The sequence below is a fragment of the Mesorhizobium sp. M0243 genome (genome assembly GCF_040321775.1).
Classification (GTDB): domain Bacteria; phylum Pseudomonadota; class Alphaproteobacteria; order Rhizobiales; family Rhizobiaceae; genus Mesorhizobium.
The window spans coordinates 26,047-41,352 of the sequence record NZ_JAMYSF010000040.1 but is presented as its reverse complement, the minus strand read 5'-3'; the positions used below and the strand labels follow the sequence as shown (position 1 = coordinate 41,352).

Here is a 15,306-nt window from a genome sequence, read left to right as displayed (position 1 = left end):
AACGTCGGCCTCAACATGCTCGGCCGCGCCAAGAAGGTGTCGATCTCCAAGGAGAACACCACCATCGTCGACGGCGCCGGCAAGAAGGCCGAGATCCAGGGCCGCGTTGCCCAGATCAAGCAGCAGATCGAAGAGACCACGTCGGACTACGACAAGGAGAAGCTGCAGGAACGTCTGGCCAAGCTCGCGGGCGGCGTTGCGGTGATCCGCGTCGGTGGTGCGACGGAAGTCGAAGTCAAGGAAAAGAAGGACCGCGTCGATGACGCCCTCAACGCGACCCGCGCGGCCGTCGAAGAAGGCATCGTTGCTGGCGGTGGCGTTGCCCTGCTGCGCGCTTCGGCCAACATCAAGGCCACCGGCGTCAATGCCGACCAGGCCGCTGGCATCAACATCGTTCGTCGTGCGCTGCAGGCTCCGGCCCGCCAGATCGCGGCCAACGCCGGTGCGGAAGCATCGATCGTCGCCGGCAATATCCTTGAGAACAAGGGCGCGACCTTCGGCTACAACGCCCAGACCGGCGAATATGGCGACATGATCGCCATGGGTATCGTCGATCCGGTCAAGGTCGTTCGTACCGCTCTCCAGGACGCGGCCTCGGTCGCCGGCCTGCTGGTCACCACCGAAGCCATGATCGCGGAGGCTCCGAAGAAGGAGTCGGCTGGCGGCGGTATGCCTGGCGGCATGGGCGGCGGCGGCATGGGCGGCATGGGCTTTTAAAGGTCCACGCATCTCGACAATTTCGAAAGGGCGGCAAGCAATGCCGCCCTTTCTTCGTGCCGTTGCGCCGGTTGTCGGCGACCCGCAAGCCGGGGGATACGCCCGCCAAGGGTATGCTTATGTTTGAACGGATTCTGCCTTTTTTCCTGGGGCTGGCCTTACTGTTGGGCAGCGGCTGCGCGTACCGCGATGATGGTACAGTGATTCGCTTGATGCCAGGCGATTCTTTGACAAAGAGCCGCCACGCCTGCAGCAGCGGCGGATCGAAGCCAGCGTGTTCCCGGTTGCGCCACAGGAGCCGGAGAGACTCGAACCGCGCCGTACGGCACGTCTCAAGACATCAAACAGACGGGCATCGCCGGCCGCAAGTCCGCCGCTCTCCTCTTCCGAGCCACACAAGCCGCTTGTCTGCAAGAACATCAGCGAGCCCGGCAAGCGGTACCGTGTGGTTTGCGAATAGGACACTTGGTTTGGCCAGCATTCTACCCTTGGAGCGTCGCGGTGCCTTTCCGGATCAGGTTGTCCAGAGCGACGCCTCCCTTCTTTCCCCATGATCCAGTCGTTCTAGCATTCCCAGCTTCACGAAACGGAACGAGTTTTGCCGGCGGCTTCCCGCGAAGCGCTTGGCTACCGATCAGAACAGTCTTTGAAAGAAAAGGCCGCGCTCTGCCGCGATCGCAACCGCATGGGCCAAGCTTTTGGCACCAAGCTTTGCCCGTGCCAGATCAAGATGAAATCGGACCGTGCGAGGGGATAGCGACAGTATCTCTGCGGTCCGTTTGACCTTCTCTCCCCTCGCGTACCATTTCAGGCATTCGATCTCTCTATCGGAGCAGACCGTCGGATGGCGTAGCCTTCCTTGGATTCGACCGATAGCATTGTGAAATTCACCGGCGAGATGCTGGAAGTCGCGAACCTCGGATTTGAGAAACGTCTGCCACGCCGCTGCGTTCTCGTTGCTCGTCACGGTCAGAATGCCGCGGTCGCCGTCGACGCCCCTAACCGGGAACGTGACGCCATGCTTCCCGACACCATGTTCCCTCGCTTCACCGAAGAACGTGCGCACGGGCTTGTCCGATAGGTCGATCTCCTTCCAATCAACCAATTTCACAGCACGCAGCCCATAGCGAAGCACGGGATCGATGTCGAAAAAATCCTTCTCGATGTAGCGTTTCACCCAGTCAGGCGAATAGGTGGTCACATAGAACGGCTTACTCGGTTCCTCGTAAACCGGCCTGACGGTAAGAAAGGCCGCCGTCTCAAGACCGTAACTTTCGACAATTATGTTCAGAAGGTCCGCCGCGTCCGCAGGAGAGGCAACTGCGTGAATACCCTCCGTCACGTCGTGAAAATTTGAGTCAAATCTCGCCATATCCAGCTTACCTCCTTGCTATCGACGCGCCTCTCCAAGCCATTCGCGCGGCTATCGAACTAGGTTGCTCCTCGCTGGATTCCAGCGTCTCACGACCTGTCAAAAGTGACAGGCAAAACCGCCAGTATACATAGGTTGCAACCCGCATTATTCCAGATTGGATGACCACAACCCGGCGTGGAGGAAACGCCTTGGATACGATTTTACTTTCGTCGAACGATGTGGGTCGGCAGACTAACCCTACGCGTACCTCGCGCCGTGCATCACATCGGAGTTCCGGAACGGACGACCACGAAATTTGCCGTCTCTGCTCGGAGCTAAAACAATTAGACGCTGATCGGGAAGCTCTTTTTGCTTTCTTCCCCCCGCCTGCGCCGGGCAACCCTGCGCAGAGCAGGCAGTTTTTCACAAAGCTGAACTCGATTACGGCTCGCTATTTAGCGCTCGAACAGCGGCTTCGAAAGGCTCGCAGCGATATCAGGCAAGGCCGGCCACGAAGCCGCTGAGTTCGTCCAGCGGATGCCGCTGCGACCGCCACGGCATAGCGCGCATTCAGATGGCCCCGCGTCAAGTCGACACCGAGGCCCTGCCCGGCCCATCGGGCGCGGATCCGGATACGAGCACCCTCCTCCCCTCGCGGGATATGAGTCAGAGACACTTGCACAGCGATTTGCAAGATAGTTTACTGACTCAATGAATCTGAAGCGGAGTGATCCATGGGGAACCAGGAATCAACTTTTGCTTCGTGCACCTATCGCGGCGTCGACGGCTGCGACCTGGGCCAGACCGCGACGCTGGGAAAGCAGGCGTTGCCTTGTGGCGTTGTCGCCATGGCATGGCTCGTAACCGCCACCTTGAAAAAATGGCTTGTCTGCTTGCCAGTCCGGAAAGACGCAGCTGTCATCGTCGCGCGTTGTGCAACCAGCAAAATGGCCGACGTCGCCGGCGAAAGGCTGAAAGCAGGCGTAGCCGTCACCCTCCCCGATGATCTCGATCGCCGCATCCCCCTCTATGCCCAAATCGAGCGTCAGGCTCGCAAAACCTATCGCGGCATTTGGGCCAGTGCCTTCCAGATGCCTTGGCTTCACCGGAAACTCTCACCTGCAAACCCATGACCCTCGAGCACGATATGCGTTCTTTTCGTCACATCCTCCACCTCGTCGCATCCGCGGCCTTGCTCGCCGGTTGCGCCGAGCGAGTGCCGGATGCTTCACATTCGGCCGGCCCCGTTTCGGCTACGGACTCCTATTGGAAGCCTGATCGGGTCAGTCGCAGCCGGCAAGAATATGCGCCAGACTGGGGGCGCTTCCCGCCGGTCATTACCCGGCGAGCCGGCTACCCAACCGAAGCTCAGGCGAATAACGCCCTGCGCCGCTCGCATTGGAGCTCCGTGCCTGTGCGCACGCTCATCACCAAGGAAGGCGTCAAGACGATCTCCGTCCCCGCGGAAGCCCCCGACACGATCGCTGCAGGCGTTCGCGTCTTTGCCTGCCGACCCGGAGCGCTCAACGGCTATACTGGCCGCGTGCAATTTTACGACGGCCCCGTCGTCGCCTGCGCTTCCGACCTCCTGTCTGCCGATGGTCGCGTGCTCGCCCGAGTACCCCTCAATTTCTACTACTGGCAGAAGGCTTGGCGCGTCCAAGACCCGATGCCGTCCTACAAGTCTGTCCCGTGGGCTTACCAGGAACCCTCGCCGCCCAAGAGCAAGGGATGGTTCGGCGACCGCTACTAAGCGGCGGCCGTCACACTGCCGCGTGTCGGCTGGCCAGATGCGCACAGAAGCCGACGGCCAAACCAACGGCGCCGGCGTCGGCAGATTGTCCGCGGGCGTATGAGAGATACGCTGCGAGCGGCTTTTACGACGCTCCGGATGTGTCGTCACGCAGCGTGCCAATTCACCACCGCGTCTCTTCGTGTAGATCCCAGTTCGAAAATTGCGACGACCGTCTTCGGCGACTGCGAGCGTATTGCGTGTGGTCGCGCCAGCAGTCATGGCGACCTTCACGCATGGAGGCCGCATCGCTCACCTCCGGCCGAAAGATCATGCTTCCCTATGCGAGACCGATCCTGTCGTTCGGCCAAAGCGTTTCGCAGGCTTTAGTTCAATCTCTTTCCTGGCGAAATCATTGTCAGTGCATGACATTGCTGACGGTCGTCCACGAAGATCAAACTGCGGATATCGTGCATTCAGCATTCCGGGGGATCGAGCGGCAGGCCGCACAGCCCCCCAACATGTAGCTACTTCGCGGTCGAAGTCATCTACCGGTCAGGTTCTGCTCTTCTGCTGGGAGCTCGCTTCGCACGAACACGTCCAGCACTTGCGCGATATCGACCCCTGACGGCGATCCGTTGCGCACCATACCCCTCGATACCGCCGAGCGCATGGCTCCAATGACGCAGCATGCCGCGACGAGCGCTGCCACGGCATCGCCGTCGGTCTCGGTCAATAGCTGCTCCGCCAGCGCCCTCGCTCCTCGCGGAATTTGATCGACGTCTTCACCACCAAGCGACCACTGACGATTTTCTCCCGTCACGGCGACACCTCCCGGACTGTTCGATTTGACCATTGGCGGCCGAGCTGGCGGAGCGGATCTCCGATTGCCACCGTCAGCACATGAGACAGCCCGATCGCGACCGCGATCGAGAGCGTTGCCGTCGCCGGAGCGTCCAGGAATTGGCCAAGCGACCAGTTGAACAGCGCCAGCACCGGCAGATGGATCAGATAGAGGGCATAGGAGATGCCTCCCAAACGGCGCAGCATCCGCCCCGGCCAGTTCCCAGAATCATCCCGCAAGGTCGCCCTTGTCACGATCCACCCGCACATCAGCGCCAGCACGGCGGTCGCCACGCCATGCATCGCCGGCGGCAAGATCGCCAACATGAAGGCCGCGATCGACATCCAGAACGCCGCTTCCATGTTGCCGATCACCCGCAGGTGTTCCGCCAGACGGGGCCATGCGCTTATGCCCATGGTTGCTCCGATCGCCAGCCCGACCGCGATTGCATCGATGCGGAACGTCCAAAGCGTCCCGCCCCAGGGCCGCAGCGTGAACGTCCCGACCACGAGAACGAGTCCGGCCAGCGCGACGAGCGCCCGCCGCGGTAGCAAGAACACCAGGAGCGGAGCCACTAGATAAAATTGCATCTCGGCGGCAATCGACCAGAATGGCCCAAACGCAAAGGCGTTCCCGCATCCTGTGGCGCCCCCGAAACAGGGCGCCCAGTGCGCATTCGAGATGAAGGCGAATGCCGCCTTCGCGTCTGCAGGCTCAACGCCGCTTCCCGGGATGATCAACCCGATCGAGAGGATGGCGCCGACGCACCAGGCCAGCGGCACGATCCGTATAGCACGCCTGACATAGAAGGCGGAGGCCGCCTCGAGCGCGGTGCGCTCGAGGCGCAGGCTTCGCAATGAGCGTTCCACCACCATGCCGGAAATCACAAAGAACAGGTCGACCCCGACGCTCCACGCCGGCGCAAACAGCAGAGCGGCGACCGTCCCGCCTTCTCCGAAGACCGGCCCGACATGCGACAGCACCACCAGCCCGATCGCCAGGCCTCGCAATTCATCCAGCCCCGATAGGCGGGCATTCTGTTCCATCCAAATATTACGCTCGACAATCATCACAACATTGATTTAATCATAGGGCACACAAGCGAGGCAAGGAATGCATGGACGCCTGACATTTGTCGCAGTCGCGGCTGCCCTTACATTGGCGCCCCACGCTTCGGCCCAGTCGCTCACGCATGATCCGAACGCCTGGCGGGCCGTCGCCTATACCGATCTCGAGCTCCCGAACTCGGAAGCCGTGCCCTACGCCTCCCTATGGGCCGACCGACTGAAGAAGAACAACGACGCCTACGTGGCCAAGGGCGATACGCGCTTTGCGGTCGCCAACGCGCCGGCTTCCGAGAGTCACATCGTCGTTCGCAGCCCGACCAAAACCGTCGTCCTCTCGGTCCTGCACACGCTCACCGGCTGCTCGCCGATCCGCACCGACCCTGTCGGCAATGCCACACTGAAACGATGCCCCATGCGCTTGGCGATCTACCAGAACGGCCGATCAACGGTCGCTGACGCTGGCTCCGGCTGTTTCATCGAATATGGCGCGCAACCGAATAACGTCCGCCCCGACCTCGCTCGGAATGGTGCGATGGGTGCATATGATGTTCAGGCCAAAAGCATTCGCGCCGGCATCTTATTCCAAGGTGAAATCGCCCAGGAATGCCAATTCCGGGTCCCTGTCCCGCAACCCTAGAGGAAGCAGCCCACGCCGTTGTGTTTCGGCAACCTCGATATCCCCAAGGAGCGCAATCATGATCGGCACGGAGAACCTGACGTTATTCAGGACACCAGCCAGCCACCGGCCATCGCCAACGGATCAACGCTTCCCTGACGGCGCGCGATGCGCGGCCTTGACCGCGGCTCCTGCCGGCGGCCACGGCGGAATGATGTTCCGGAGATCTGCCATGGCCAGCCGGACAATCTTCGCGACACTAGCCGTCTTGATCTCGCCGGCAATCGCGCAAGCACTTGATCCGCTCAAGGCTCCGCAGGGATCATATGTAGCGTCCACGCACACATGTGCCGATCTCGACCAAGGCGTCGGCGCTCTCGAACTTGCCGAGTTCGACGGCGACGCAATCACCGTCGGCGCAAGCACCTGCAAGATAGCAGGCACCCGTCATGCAGACGATGCGTTCCAAGCCTCATGTACCGAGCGTGGCAGCAGCTCCCCGGTCATCACGCCGATGAAGATTACGCGCCCATCCAGCGACGCGCTCTCCATCAATGGCACCATCTATAATTTCTGCCCGGGGAAGTAAGATGCTGCGTCCCTTCCCAATACTCCTTTCCGCGCTCCTGGTCGTTGGACAAGCGCCTGTTTCGCAAGCGAATTCCTTTGACCATGATGCAAATTCTTGCGACCTCAATGACAACACAACCTTGCGTTCCCTTTGTACGAACGGAGCGGGTCTGCCGAGCTATCCGCCCACGCAAGAGATGATGGAGCGCAGCCCGAACATCGCCAATATGATTGTCGACGCCGCCAACAAGTATGGCGTTGATCCCAAGCTCGCTCTTGCCGTGTCCGCTCACGAAGGCGCGATGTCAGCATGTGCCGGCTCCTTCAGTGGCGTTCTTGGACCGATGCAGCTTACGGGGGCGACCGGCCGGGCCTACGGAATGGATCGGGGCATCTTGTCCGAAAACATTGAAGGCGGCGTAATGACGCTTCGCGATGCCGTCAAATCGTGCGGCGGCACGTCAAGTATTCGCTGCCTCGCCGATCGTTACAACGGCAGCACTGAAAGCCAGCGCCGTAACTGGACGAACGACGTAAACCGCCGCTATGCCGCCCTCAATTCGGCCGGCCAATCCATTCCTCAGGGATGCGGCGCGCAAGCGGTCTGCCAAATGGGACCAGGCGACTTTCCGACGCCCAACGGTGGTGACACAAAACTCGCTTCATCCGCTCCCGGTCCCGCCGGCAGCGACATCAACGTTGCCCCTGGTCAGGTGTGACGCCGTCTCCTCATTGAGGGCCATGCCCCCGTCGGCCCGCCGCCTTCAATGGGAGAGATTGCGCGACGAGAGCTTTACAAATCCCCGTTTCAGATGGCTTGCCAACTCCTGGCGCACATCATCAGGCCATTGCTCCATCACAACGCAGTTCACTTCGGCCGCAACCAGCGACCAGTACAGCAGATCCGCGTATTGTCCTTCGAACAGAGCCGCCACGATGAACTGTCCGATCACCAAGGTGATCGTCTCGGGCTTGCCTTTCTTCCGCAGAAATTCCGAAACCTCTTCCACCCATGGTTTCGGGTGGCAATCGACAAACGCCGCCACTTCCTTATAGAGCGCATTGTCTCCTGCGACTTGCCAGATATTCGCTTGCATCGTGAACCCTTCAGCAAAATGATGCCTTTGCATCGACGCTGGCGGATTTCTTGGTGCGAGTCAACGAAATATACAATAGATTTTCTGCCAATCGTAGCAAATGAATCTACGCTGGTCGTTTAGCATCTTCTACTTTTCTTGTATCTACTGGTTTGCCCTGCGTCCCTTTTTGGCTGGAGGCAGCCGCTTCTTCTCGGAGGTTGCCCCAGCGGGGCTGGCTGCCTCTTTCAAAGAAGGAACACCACTGAACTCCGTCATCGAGCGCTTCACAGCACGCGTGGCCTCAATATGCCGCGCAATCTCGGTGAAGCTGAAGCCGAAGGTCTCGATGTCCCGCTTCACGCTGTCGTCGTCACCAGTCCGACCAATGAGCGTCCACACCGGAACCTTGAGGTGTCGCGCCAGCCGCTCCAAGGTGACCAATGTCGGGTTCCCCTTCCCCGCCCGCAACTGGTAGAGCGTGCCGCGCGATAGCCCCGTAGCGTCGGCAAAACTCGCATAGTCCGGGTACTCGTTCTCGATTTGGCGAAGTCGCAGCGCGAGCAGGATCGAAAGCCAACCATCGCTGTCTTCTGTCTTGTTTTTAAATATCGGCACAGCTGCCCCCCTGCTTATCGGTCGGAATATGACGGCCATTTTTTTGCAGAATGTCTAGTGCTCAGGGCTTGTAGCCGAAACGATAACTCATTGCCCTATTAAAGTGTCGCGGCATCCTCCCCATACTCCCGCAAAGTGACGGCGTACAGCAATCGTTCCAGATGCACGATAGCATTTTACGATCTGCATGCCCTGTTGAAAATGAATAATTAAATGAATCCGGTTGGATGTCGCGGGCCCTCTTACTAATGATTTTGTCGTGTGCCACCTCATCTGGAGGGACAACCCTGATCTCCGCCCTTGCGGCAGGCAGGCCCTGCTATCGTTGCCCGACCACTTCGTATGACTTGGTTCAGGTCGACCACAAGCGAGACCTCGACGCCAGTGGTTCTGGCGATTACACTCTGAGACGGGGCCGCAAGGCTTGCCCCGGAACCAATCTCTATGCCAGATGGAAATGGCGCCGGGTAATACTCTGAAGCCGATACCGCCAAAAACGGCACCATGCCCCCAGCCTTCGAAAACGCTTGATCCATGAGGGGTCATCCTATCTCCATTGATCAATATAATGACGATCAATCTGTGATATTATAATGATCGACATCGAAATAGGAGACTCGCTGTCATGTTCATGAGGTTCGCGTTCGCAATTTTCGCCGGCGGCGTGCTCGCTTTCTTCGCCCTGCCCGATCAGGAAGCCGGCCTTCGCATGCTCAGCTTTTCCACTGCTTTCTTGATCCTGTCCCTCGCCGCCGTCTGTGCCATCAAATTTCTAACCCACAGTATCGGACGTCATCGTCTTCGCTCGTCGTTACAACTGTCGCGCTGTGATGACGATCTTCCTTTGCATGACGCTGCAAAGTTCGAGCGCTCCGCTTGGTCAACGTCCGGCGTCAACCCCCAGGATCCGAAACTGGCCTGGCAGTACCGCGTCAACGATCAGCGCCTTGGCCGCTTCAAACTCTAACAGGCTCTCCTTGCCAGGATCTGCTCAATCACGCACACAGACGATCCTGCTATTCCGCCAGGTCTGTGATCTCCTGATACGATAGCCCCAAATGATTCGAGGCTTGCGCAAGGCAGCGTCCCGAATTCCCAAAAGGCCCAGACCGAGACGCCCAGGAACGCCGCCAATGTGCCGATCGTCTGAAGGTCGGGTTGCGCGCCTGCTGCGCAGACATCACCATGCTGCGGTTCGCGCGCAAATGGTTCTCGTAATTACCTCATGCAGCGGCTTCTGGTCGCCAACCTCGAGTGTTTTCGAATCGCGCTTTCAGCGATGCAGGCTTGGGCTACCTGGCCGAGGCGACCCTGCCGTCAGGACGGCTAAGTCCTGGCCCTTGAAACGCCCCGGCTATTTCGCCGGGAATGTTTAACGCACTATTAGATTATTCTATTGATTCGATAGCGGCTTGGCGGCATTGTCAGGTCCATGACAAACGTGTCGTGGCCAAACGCTGCGCAGGTATATCGCGCTTTAGGAGGGTTTCCGGCGCGCGGGAGCTACTTGTGCCGTTGCCCAGTACCAAGTCACGGGCAAGGGAAAGGCGACCGCCATCCCTCCCTCTCTGTTCGTGACGGGGATTATCGTCTTATGCTGTACTGCTTTGCAGGCTGCGATCCCGTCGACATCGAGACCGCCATTGCGGACCTGGATTTGTCGAAGCGCGCGGCCGAGCCTCTGCGTCGTGTTCGTCCGGCGGCGCCCAAAACCACGGCAGCGGACGCGCTCGCGCTCTGGTCGAGAGCGATTGCGCTCGCCGGCACGCACGGCGAAGCTTATCTTGCCTCTCGCCGTCTGCCGGCGACGTTGCCAACTTTGCGCTTTCTGCCGGGTTATCGGTTGGGAAAGAACCGCTTTCCCGCGCTGGTGGCTGCTCTGCAGGCCCCAGACCGTTCGATCTGTTCGGTGCAGCTCACCCTCTTGCACCCGACACGACCAGAAAAGGCGGCGCTGGACGAGCCACGCCGCATCATCGGCCCGAGCCGGGGCTTTGCCTTGCGGCTCGCCCCAGCGGCCGACGTCCTTGGTATTGCCGAAGGCTATGAGACCGGCCATGCCGTAATGCTGCGATACGGCTTGCCCGTCTGGTGCTCACTGGGAGCACCACGTTTGCCATTTCTTCAGCTGCCCGAATGCGTACAGCGGATCGTCGTCTTCGCCGATCCGGACAAGCCCGGCCTCAGCGCGGCCGAACGCGTTCGCGAAGCCAACCCTGAGCGCCAGGTCCTCATTCACAGACCGCCCGACGACCGGGATTTCGCGAAGCTGTGGGAGGACGATCCGACTCCCGAGACCCTACCCTTGGATCTTCTGCTGCGCGAAACACTCGGCGCAGACACCTGAACCGGGCCAACTTGCCATCAACTTTGATCACAAATTTGGCACCACTTGTTCTGGCGAAGGGTGCCTTCGAGCATCTAGAACCGGCACCAGGTACGCGCCTATCTCTACTCGACACCCAACCCTTGGCTTCAGAAGACCGGCGCCGAAGTCTTCCGTCAGAGGATACTGTCGACCACTCGGTGAAGGCGCTAACCCGCCTCGCTGCACAGTCGCTCAAGGAGAACTCACAAACGCCAAAAGCGGAGGAAGGGAATTTTACAAGCCGCCACAAATACGCAATTCTCTTTCTCTATAGATTTTATATACATAACTATTCTGTCCCCTTGTCGCGGCTGCGGCCCGCAGTTTCAAGGAGAGGGACAGGACCAAATGACAAGACCCGCAATCGTCGGATTTTCCGGCAGTTTCAGTTCTCCTTCCCGGACGCGCGCTTTGGTCGAAGAGATAGCGAGGCGAACGGCGCACCAATATGAGAGAAGCTTCGAGGTCATGGATATTGGGCAGTTCCTGCCTTCGCTCGGCGCCGCGCACCGCCTCTCCGATCTGGACACGAAGGCAAGGCGACTTGTTGACCATCTCCTGCAAGCCGAAGCACTGATCGTCGCAAGCCCGGTCTACAAAGGTAGTTACGCTGGCCTCTTCAAGCATTTCATCGATCTGCTGGAGCCCACCGCCTTCATAGGCAAACCGGTACTTCTGGCCGCGACCGGCGGCGGAGACCGACACGCGTTGATTGTCGAGCATCAGCTACGGCCGCTCTTCGGCTTCTTCGAGGCACGAACGCTGGCGACAGGGATCTATGCTTCAGAGCGCGACTTTGTCGACCAAACCTCCGTATCCCCGACACTGGCGGATCGGCTCGACCGTGCGATCGGGCAATTCGCGCCCTATCTGGCCTCGCGAACTCGAGACCAGTTGGTTTCGGATTCCGACGCGCCTCAGGCGGACATTGCTATCGCCCGGGGCCGGTGGCGCGCTTCGAACCGGGTTTCTAACGCAAATCTCGGCTGAAGCGCCTCCTCCAGCCCTGTCTGGATCTTCGAGAAATCGTCAGCCGCCGCCACAAACTCGATCCGCCTGGAGACTACCCATGACCAAGCCTGCTTTCATTGATGCAACCATTCCGGAAGCCGATGTTGCTCCCCTCACAGCACGCGTCGGCGCAGAGATCAGCAACGTTCGTCTATCCGGTGATCTACCCCATGCTGTCGTGGTGGCGATCAACCAGCTTCTCCTGCGCCACAAGGTCGTGTTCTTCCGCGACCAGGGGCACCTTGACGATGCCGAGCAGGAGCGTTTCGCCCAGCGGCTCGGCGATTTGGTACCGCATCCGACCCAAGGGCCAATCGTGGGAACGGCCTCGATCCTCGAACTCGATTCAAGTCGCGGCGGCGGTCGCGCCGATCAGTGGCACACCGACGTTACGTTCGTCGACGCCTATCCAAAATTTTCGGTCCTGCGCGGCGTGGTCATTCCTTCGGCCGGTGGCGACACGATCTGGTCGAATACCGCCGCCGCCTATGAGAGTTTGCCGCCAACGCTCAAGCGGTTCGCCGACGATCTTTGGGCGGTTCACAGCAACACCTACGACTACGCGGCGGTGCGACCGCGGGCGACAGAGGCGGAAGCAAAACACTTCGACGAGGTGTTTACTTCGACGATCTACGAGACCGAGCATCCCGTTGTGCGGGTTCATCCGGAGACCGGTGAGCGCACCCTCCTACTCGGCAACTTCGTGCAGCGGTTCGTCGGCCTGTCCAGAAGCGATTTCCACCGGGTCTACGAGTTGTTCCAATCCTACGTTACCGCACCGGAGAACACCGTTCGCTGGCGTTGGCAGCAGGGTGATGTGGCGATCTGGGACAACCGCGCCACGCAGCACTACGCCGTCAACGACTACGGCGATCAGCGCCGGGTCGTCCACCGCGCCACTGTCGACGGTGACGTGCCGGTCGCGGTCGACGGACGACGCAGCGTCTCCCGCACCAAGGCAGCCAAGCCGGCGAGGATCAAGGCGGCCTGAACACGAGGGGACGTCTCTTCAACTGATGCGACAAGAGGGAATTTGATAATGCCCAGACAGATCAAGCTAGGCGCCTTCCTGCCCGGTGGCGGACAGCATATCGCGGCATGGCGCCATCCCGACGCGCCGGCCGACGGCGCAACCAATTTCGAGTTCCACAAGCAGCTTGCGCTGACCGCCGAGCGCGGCCTGTTCGACGCCTATTTCCTGGCTGACAATCTGACGGTCGGCCTCGGCGCCCGCGAAGGCGGCAACGCCAAGATCGCCGGCTTCGAGCCGGTGACGCTGTTTGCGGCTTTGGCGCCGCTGACCACGCATCTCGGCTTCATCGCCACCGCGTCCACGACCTATGAAGAGCCCTATACGCTGGCGCGCAAATTCGCCTCGCTCGACCTTCTGTCGAATGGCCGGGCCGGCTGGAACGTCGTGACTTCGGCCGGCGACGAAACGGCGCGCAATTTCAACCGCGACGTCCAGCCCAACCATGCCGAGCGCTATGCGCGGGCGCATGAGCATGTCGAGACCGTCAAGGCGCTGTGGGACAGCTGGGAGGATGACGCCTTCATCCGCGACAAGCAGTCGGGCCGCTTCTACGACAAGGACAGACTGCACGACATCGACCACAAGGGCGAGCATTTCAGCGTCAAGGGTCCGCTCAACGTGCCCCGCCCGGTGCAGGGACATCCGGTTGTCGTACAAGCCGGGCAATCCGAGGATGGACGCGGGCTTGCCGCGCACTCGGCCGAGGTGATCTTCACTGCTCATCAGAAGCTCGAGACGGCGCAGGAATTCTACCGCGACATCAAGGCGCGCGTGGCGGCTGTCGGCCGCGATCCCGACCAGGTGCTGATCATGCCCGGCGTGGCGCCCTTCGTTGGCCGCACCACGGAAGAAGCCCGCGCCAAGTATCAGCAGCTCAACGACCTGATCCTGCCCGAGGATGGCGTCGCTTTGCTCAACGGGCTGGCTGGCCAGACGCTCGACATCAGGGGCTATCCGCTCGACGGCCCGCTGCCGCCGAGCAAGGAAACCGAAGGCATGAAGAGCCGCCAGGCGCTGATCCGCCAGATCGCCGACGAGCACAACTTCACCATCCGCCAGCTCTACCAATGGGTGGCGACGGCGCGCGGCCACTACACCATCGTCGGTAGCGCCACGGAGGTGGCCGACCTGCTGGAGGAGTGGTTCACCAGCGAGGCGGCCGACGGCTTCAACATTCTGCCGCCCTGGCTGCCCGGCGCACTCGACGACTTCGTCGACCTGGTCATCCCCGAGCTGCAGCGCCGCGGCCTGTTCCGCACGGCTTACGAAGGTCGGACGCTGCGCGAGAACCTTGGTCTCAGGCGGCCGGAAAACCCGTGGACATCAGCACGCTCGACCGTGCTGGCCGCCGAATAATCATCCGACGCGCCAACAATCTTCCAAGGAAGGGCAAGACGATGACTTTGCAGCACATCGAGCGGCCGATCACGATCGGCGCACGCCGCGGCGGAACAGGCGTAGACACTGACTTCCTGCGACCCGGCGGCCGGGCAGCCGTCCGTTTCCTGTCGCGCTACGGCGTTCTTCTAGGGTTCCTGGCGCTCTGGCAGGTGGCGAGCAGCGTCGGATGGGTCAACGCGGCGGTGCTGCCGCCGATCGACATGATCATCACCGCGCTCTGGAAGGGGCTTGCCGGCGGCAGCCTGCTCGGCGACATCGCCATCAGCCTGCAGCGCGCCGGCATTGCCTTCGCTGCCGCCGTCGCGGTCGCCATTCCGCTTGGCCTGTTCATGGGCCAGGTGCGCGCTGTCGAAAACGCGCTCGACCCAATCCTGCAGCTGTTCCGGCAGACCTCGGCGCTGGCGCTCTATCCGGTGTTCATCCTGCTGCTGGGGTTGGGCGAAACCTCCAAGATCTTCGTCATCTTCTGGGCGACCTTGTTTCCGCTGCTGCTCAACACCACCAGCGGCGTCAAGGAGGTCGATCCAAAACTGCTCGAAATGGCGCGCGTCTATGGCGCGACGCGGCTCACCGTGTTTCGCCGCGTCGTGCTGCCGGGTGCCATTCCCTCGATCTTCGTTGGATTGAGGCTGAGCGCCACCACGGCGCTCTTGCTGCTGATCGCGTCTGAAATGATCGGCGCCAACAAGGGCATCGGCTTCCAGGTGATGAACGCGCAATACAATTTCCAGATCCCGCTGATGTTCGCGGCGATCGTCATCCTCGCCAGCCTCGGCCTGATCGCCAACCAGGCGCTGGTTGTCCTGCAGCGGCGGCTGTGCCGCTGGAGCAATCCCGTCAACTGACCAACCTTCTCAATCTAGGCCTGCCCCTCCTCTCGACTTAGGAAAGATCGGACC

The 15,306-nt window shown here is 60.7% G+C and carries 17 protein-coding genes; 12 read left to right on the top strand and 5 right to left on the bottom strand.

Annotated elements, in window-relative coordinates; all coding sequences use genetic code 11:
• The coding region (locus NKJ11_RS31315; RefSeq protein WP_352795017.1) for a TCP-1/cpn60 chaperonin family protein at nt 1–717 on the top strand (717 nt) is incomplete at its 5' end.
• Between the two features lie 634 nt (nt 718–1,351).
• On the opposite strand, the gene NKJ11_RS31310 is transcribed toward NKJ11_RS31315, so the two are convergent.
• Nucleotides 1,352–2,089 (bottom strand): helix-turn-helix transcriptional regulator, encoded by a 738-nt coding sequence (locus NKJ11_RS31310; RefSeq protein WP_352795016.1) that lies wholly within the window; start codon nt 2,087–2,089, stop codon nt 1,352–1,354.
• 716 nt (nt 2,090–2,805) lie between these two features.
• Between NKJ11_RS31310 and NKJ11_RS31305 the strand changes: the two genes are divergently transcribed.
• Both NKJ11_RS31305 and NKJ11_RS31300 read left to right on the top strand, forming a co-directional pair.
• Complete coding sequence (locus tag NKJ11_RS31305; RefSeq protein WP_352795015.1) at nt 2,806–3,204, top strand: hypothetical protein; 399 nt, start codon at nt 2,806–2,808, stop codon at nt 3,202–3,204.
• 275 nt (nt 3,205–3,479) lie between these two features.
• Nucleotides 3,480–3,824 carry a hypothetical protein gene (locus NKJ11_RS31300; protein WP_352795014.1) on the top strand — a complete coding sequence of 115 codons (345 nt, stop codon included), beginning with the start codon at nt 3,480–3,482 and terminating at the stop codon, nt 3,822–3,824.
• A gap of 523 nt (nt 3,825–4,347) precedes the next feature.
• Here the strand turns inward: NKJ11_RS31300 and NKJ11_RS31295 are convergent.
• Both NKJ11_RS31295 and NKJ11_RS31290 read right to left on the bottom strand, forming a co-directional pair.
• Nucleotides 4,348–4,626, bottom strand: a complete 279-nt coding sequence (locus NKJ11_RS31295) for a hypothetical protein (protein WP_352795013.1) — start codon at nt 4,624–4,626, stop codon at nt 4,348–4,350.
• Nucleotides 4,623–5,717, bottom strand: a complete 1,095-nt coding sequence (locus tag NKJ11_RS31290; protein WP_352795018.1) for an acyltransferase family protein — start codon at nt 5,715–5,717, stop codon at nt 4,623–4,625. Before NKJ11_RS31290 ends, NKJ11_RS31295 begins: the two co-directional genes overlap by 4 nt.
• Nucleotides 5,718–5,760: 43 nt before the next feature.
• Here NKJ11_RS31290 and NKJ11_RS31285 point away from each other — a divergent pair, with 43 nt between their 5' ends.
• The 3 genes from NKJ11_RS31285 to NKJ11_RS31275 are packed head-to-tail and all read left to right on the top strand — an operon-like array spanning nt 5,761 to nt 7,619.
• Complete coding sequence (locus NKJ11_RS31285) at nt 5,761–6,351, top strand: hypothetical protein (protein WP_352795012.1); 591 nt, start codon at nt 5,761–5,763, stop codon at nt 6,349–6,351.
• Nucleotides 6,352–6,409: 58 nt separating this feature from the next.
• Nucleotides 6,410–6,919, top strand: a complete 510-nt coding sequence (locus NKJ11_RS31280; protein ID WP_352795011.1) for a hypothetical protein — start codon at nt 6,410–6,412, stop codon at nt 6,917–6,919.
• Between the two features lies 1 nt (nt 6,920).
• Nucleotides 6,921–7,619, top strand: coding sequence for a transglycosylase SLT domain-containing protein (locus tag NKJ11_RS31275; protein ID WP_352795010.1), 699 nt, complete (start codon nt 6,921–6,923; stop codon nt 7,617–7,619).
• Between the two features lie 45 nt (nt 7,620–7,664).
• On the opposite strand, the gene NKJ11_RS31270 is transcribed toward NKJ11_RS31275, so the two are convergent.
• A complete protein-coding gene (locus tag NKJ11_RS31270; protein WP_352493588.1) occupies nt 7,665–7,997 on the bottom strand; it encodes a hypothetical protein in 333 nt (110 codons plus the stop codon).
• Nucleotides 7,998–8,141: 144 nt separating this feature from the next.
• Nucleotides 8,142–8,594: a helix-turn-helix domain-containing protein gene (locus NKJ11_RS31265; RefSeq protein ID WP_352567017.1), complete on the bottom strand. Its 453-nt coding sequence runs from the start codon at nt 8,592–8,594 to the stop codon at nt 8,142–8,144.
• 625 nt (nt 8,595–9,219) lie between these two features.
• On the opposite strand from NKJ11_RS31265, the gene NKJ11_RS31260 reads away from it, so the two are divergent.
• The 6 genes from NKJ11_RS31260 to NKJ11_RS31235 all read left to right on the top strand — a co-directional run bounded on the left by NKJ11_RS31260 (nt 9,220) and on the right by NKJ11_RS31235 (nt 15,252).
• Nucleotides 9,220–9,561, top strand: a complete 342-nt coding sequence (locus NKJ11_RS31260; protein WP_023819696.1) for a hypothetical protein — start codon at nt 9,220–9,222, stop codon at nt 9,559–9,561.
• Between the two features lie 627 nt (nt 9,562–10,188).
• Complete coding sequence (locus NKJ11_RS31255; RefSeq protein ID WP_352795009.1) at nt 10,189–10,941, top strand: DUF7146 domain-containing protein; 753 nt, start codon at nt 10,189–10,191, stop codon at nt 10,939–10,941.
• Nucleotides 10,942–11,310: 369 nt separating this feature from the next.
• Nucleotides 11,311–11,952, top strand: coding sequence for an FMN reductase (gene msuE / locus NKJ11_RS31250; protein WP_352795008.1), 642 nt, complete (start codon nt 11,311–11,313; stop codon nt 11,950–11,952).
• A 79-nt stretch (nt 11,953–12,031) separates the two neighbouring features.
• Nucleotides 12,032–12,964, top strand: coding sequence for a TauD/TfdA dioxygenase family protein (locus NKJ11_RS31245; RefSeq protein WP_352795007.1), 933 nt, complete (start codon nt 12,032–12,034; stop codon nt 12,962–12,964).
• Nucleotides 12,965–13,012: 48 nt separating this feature from the next.
• Complete coding sequence (locus NKJ11_RS31240; protein ID WP_352795006.1) at nt 13,013–14,362, top strand: LLM class flavin-dependent oxidoreductase; 1,350 nt, start codon at nt 13,013–13,015, stop codon at nt 14,360–14,362.
• A gap of 41 nt (nt 14,363–14,403) precedes the next feature.
• Nucleotides 14,404–15,252: an ABC transporter permease gene (locus NKJ11_RS31235; RefSeq protein WP_352795005.1), complete on the top strand. Its 849-nt coding sequence runs from the start codon at nt 14,404–14,406 to the stop codon at nt 15,250–15,252.
• Nucleotides 15,253–15,306: the final 54 nt, after the last annotated feature.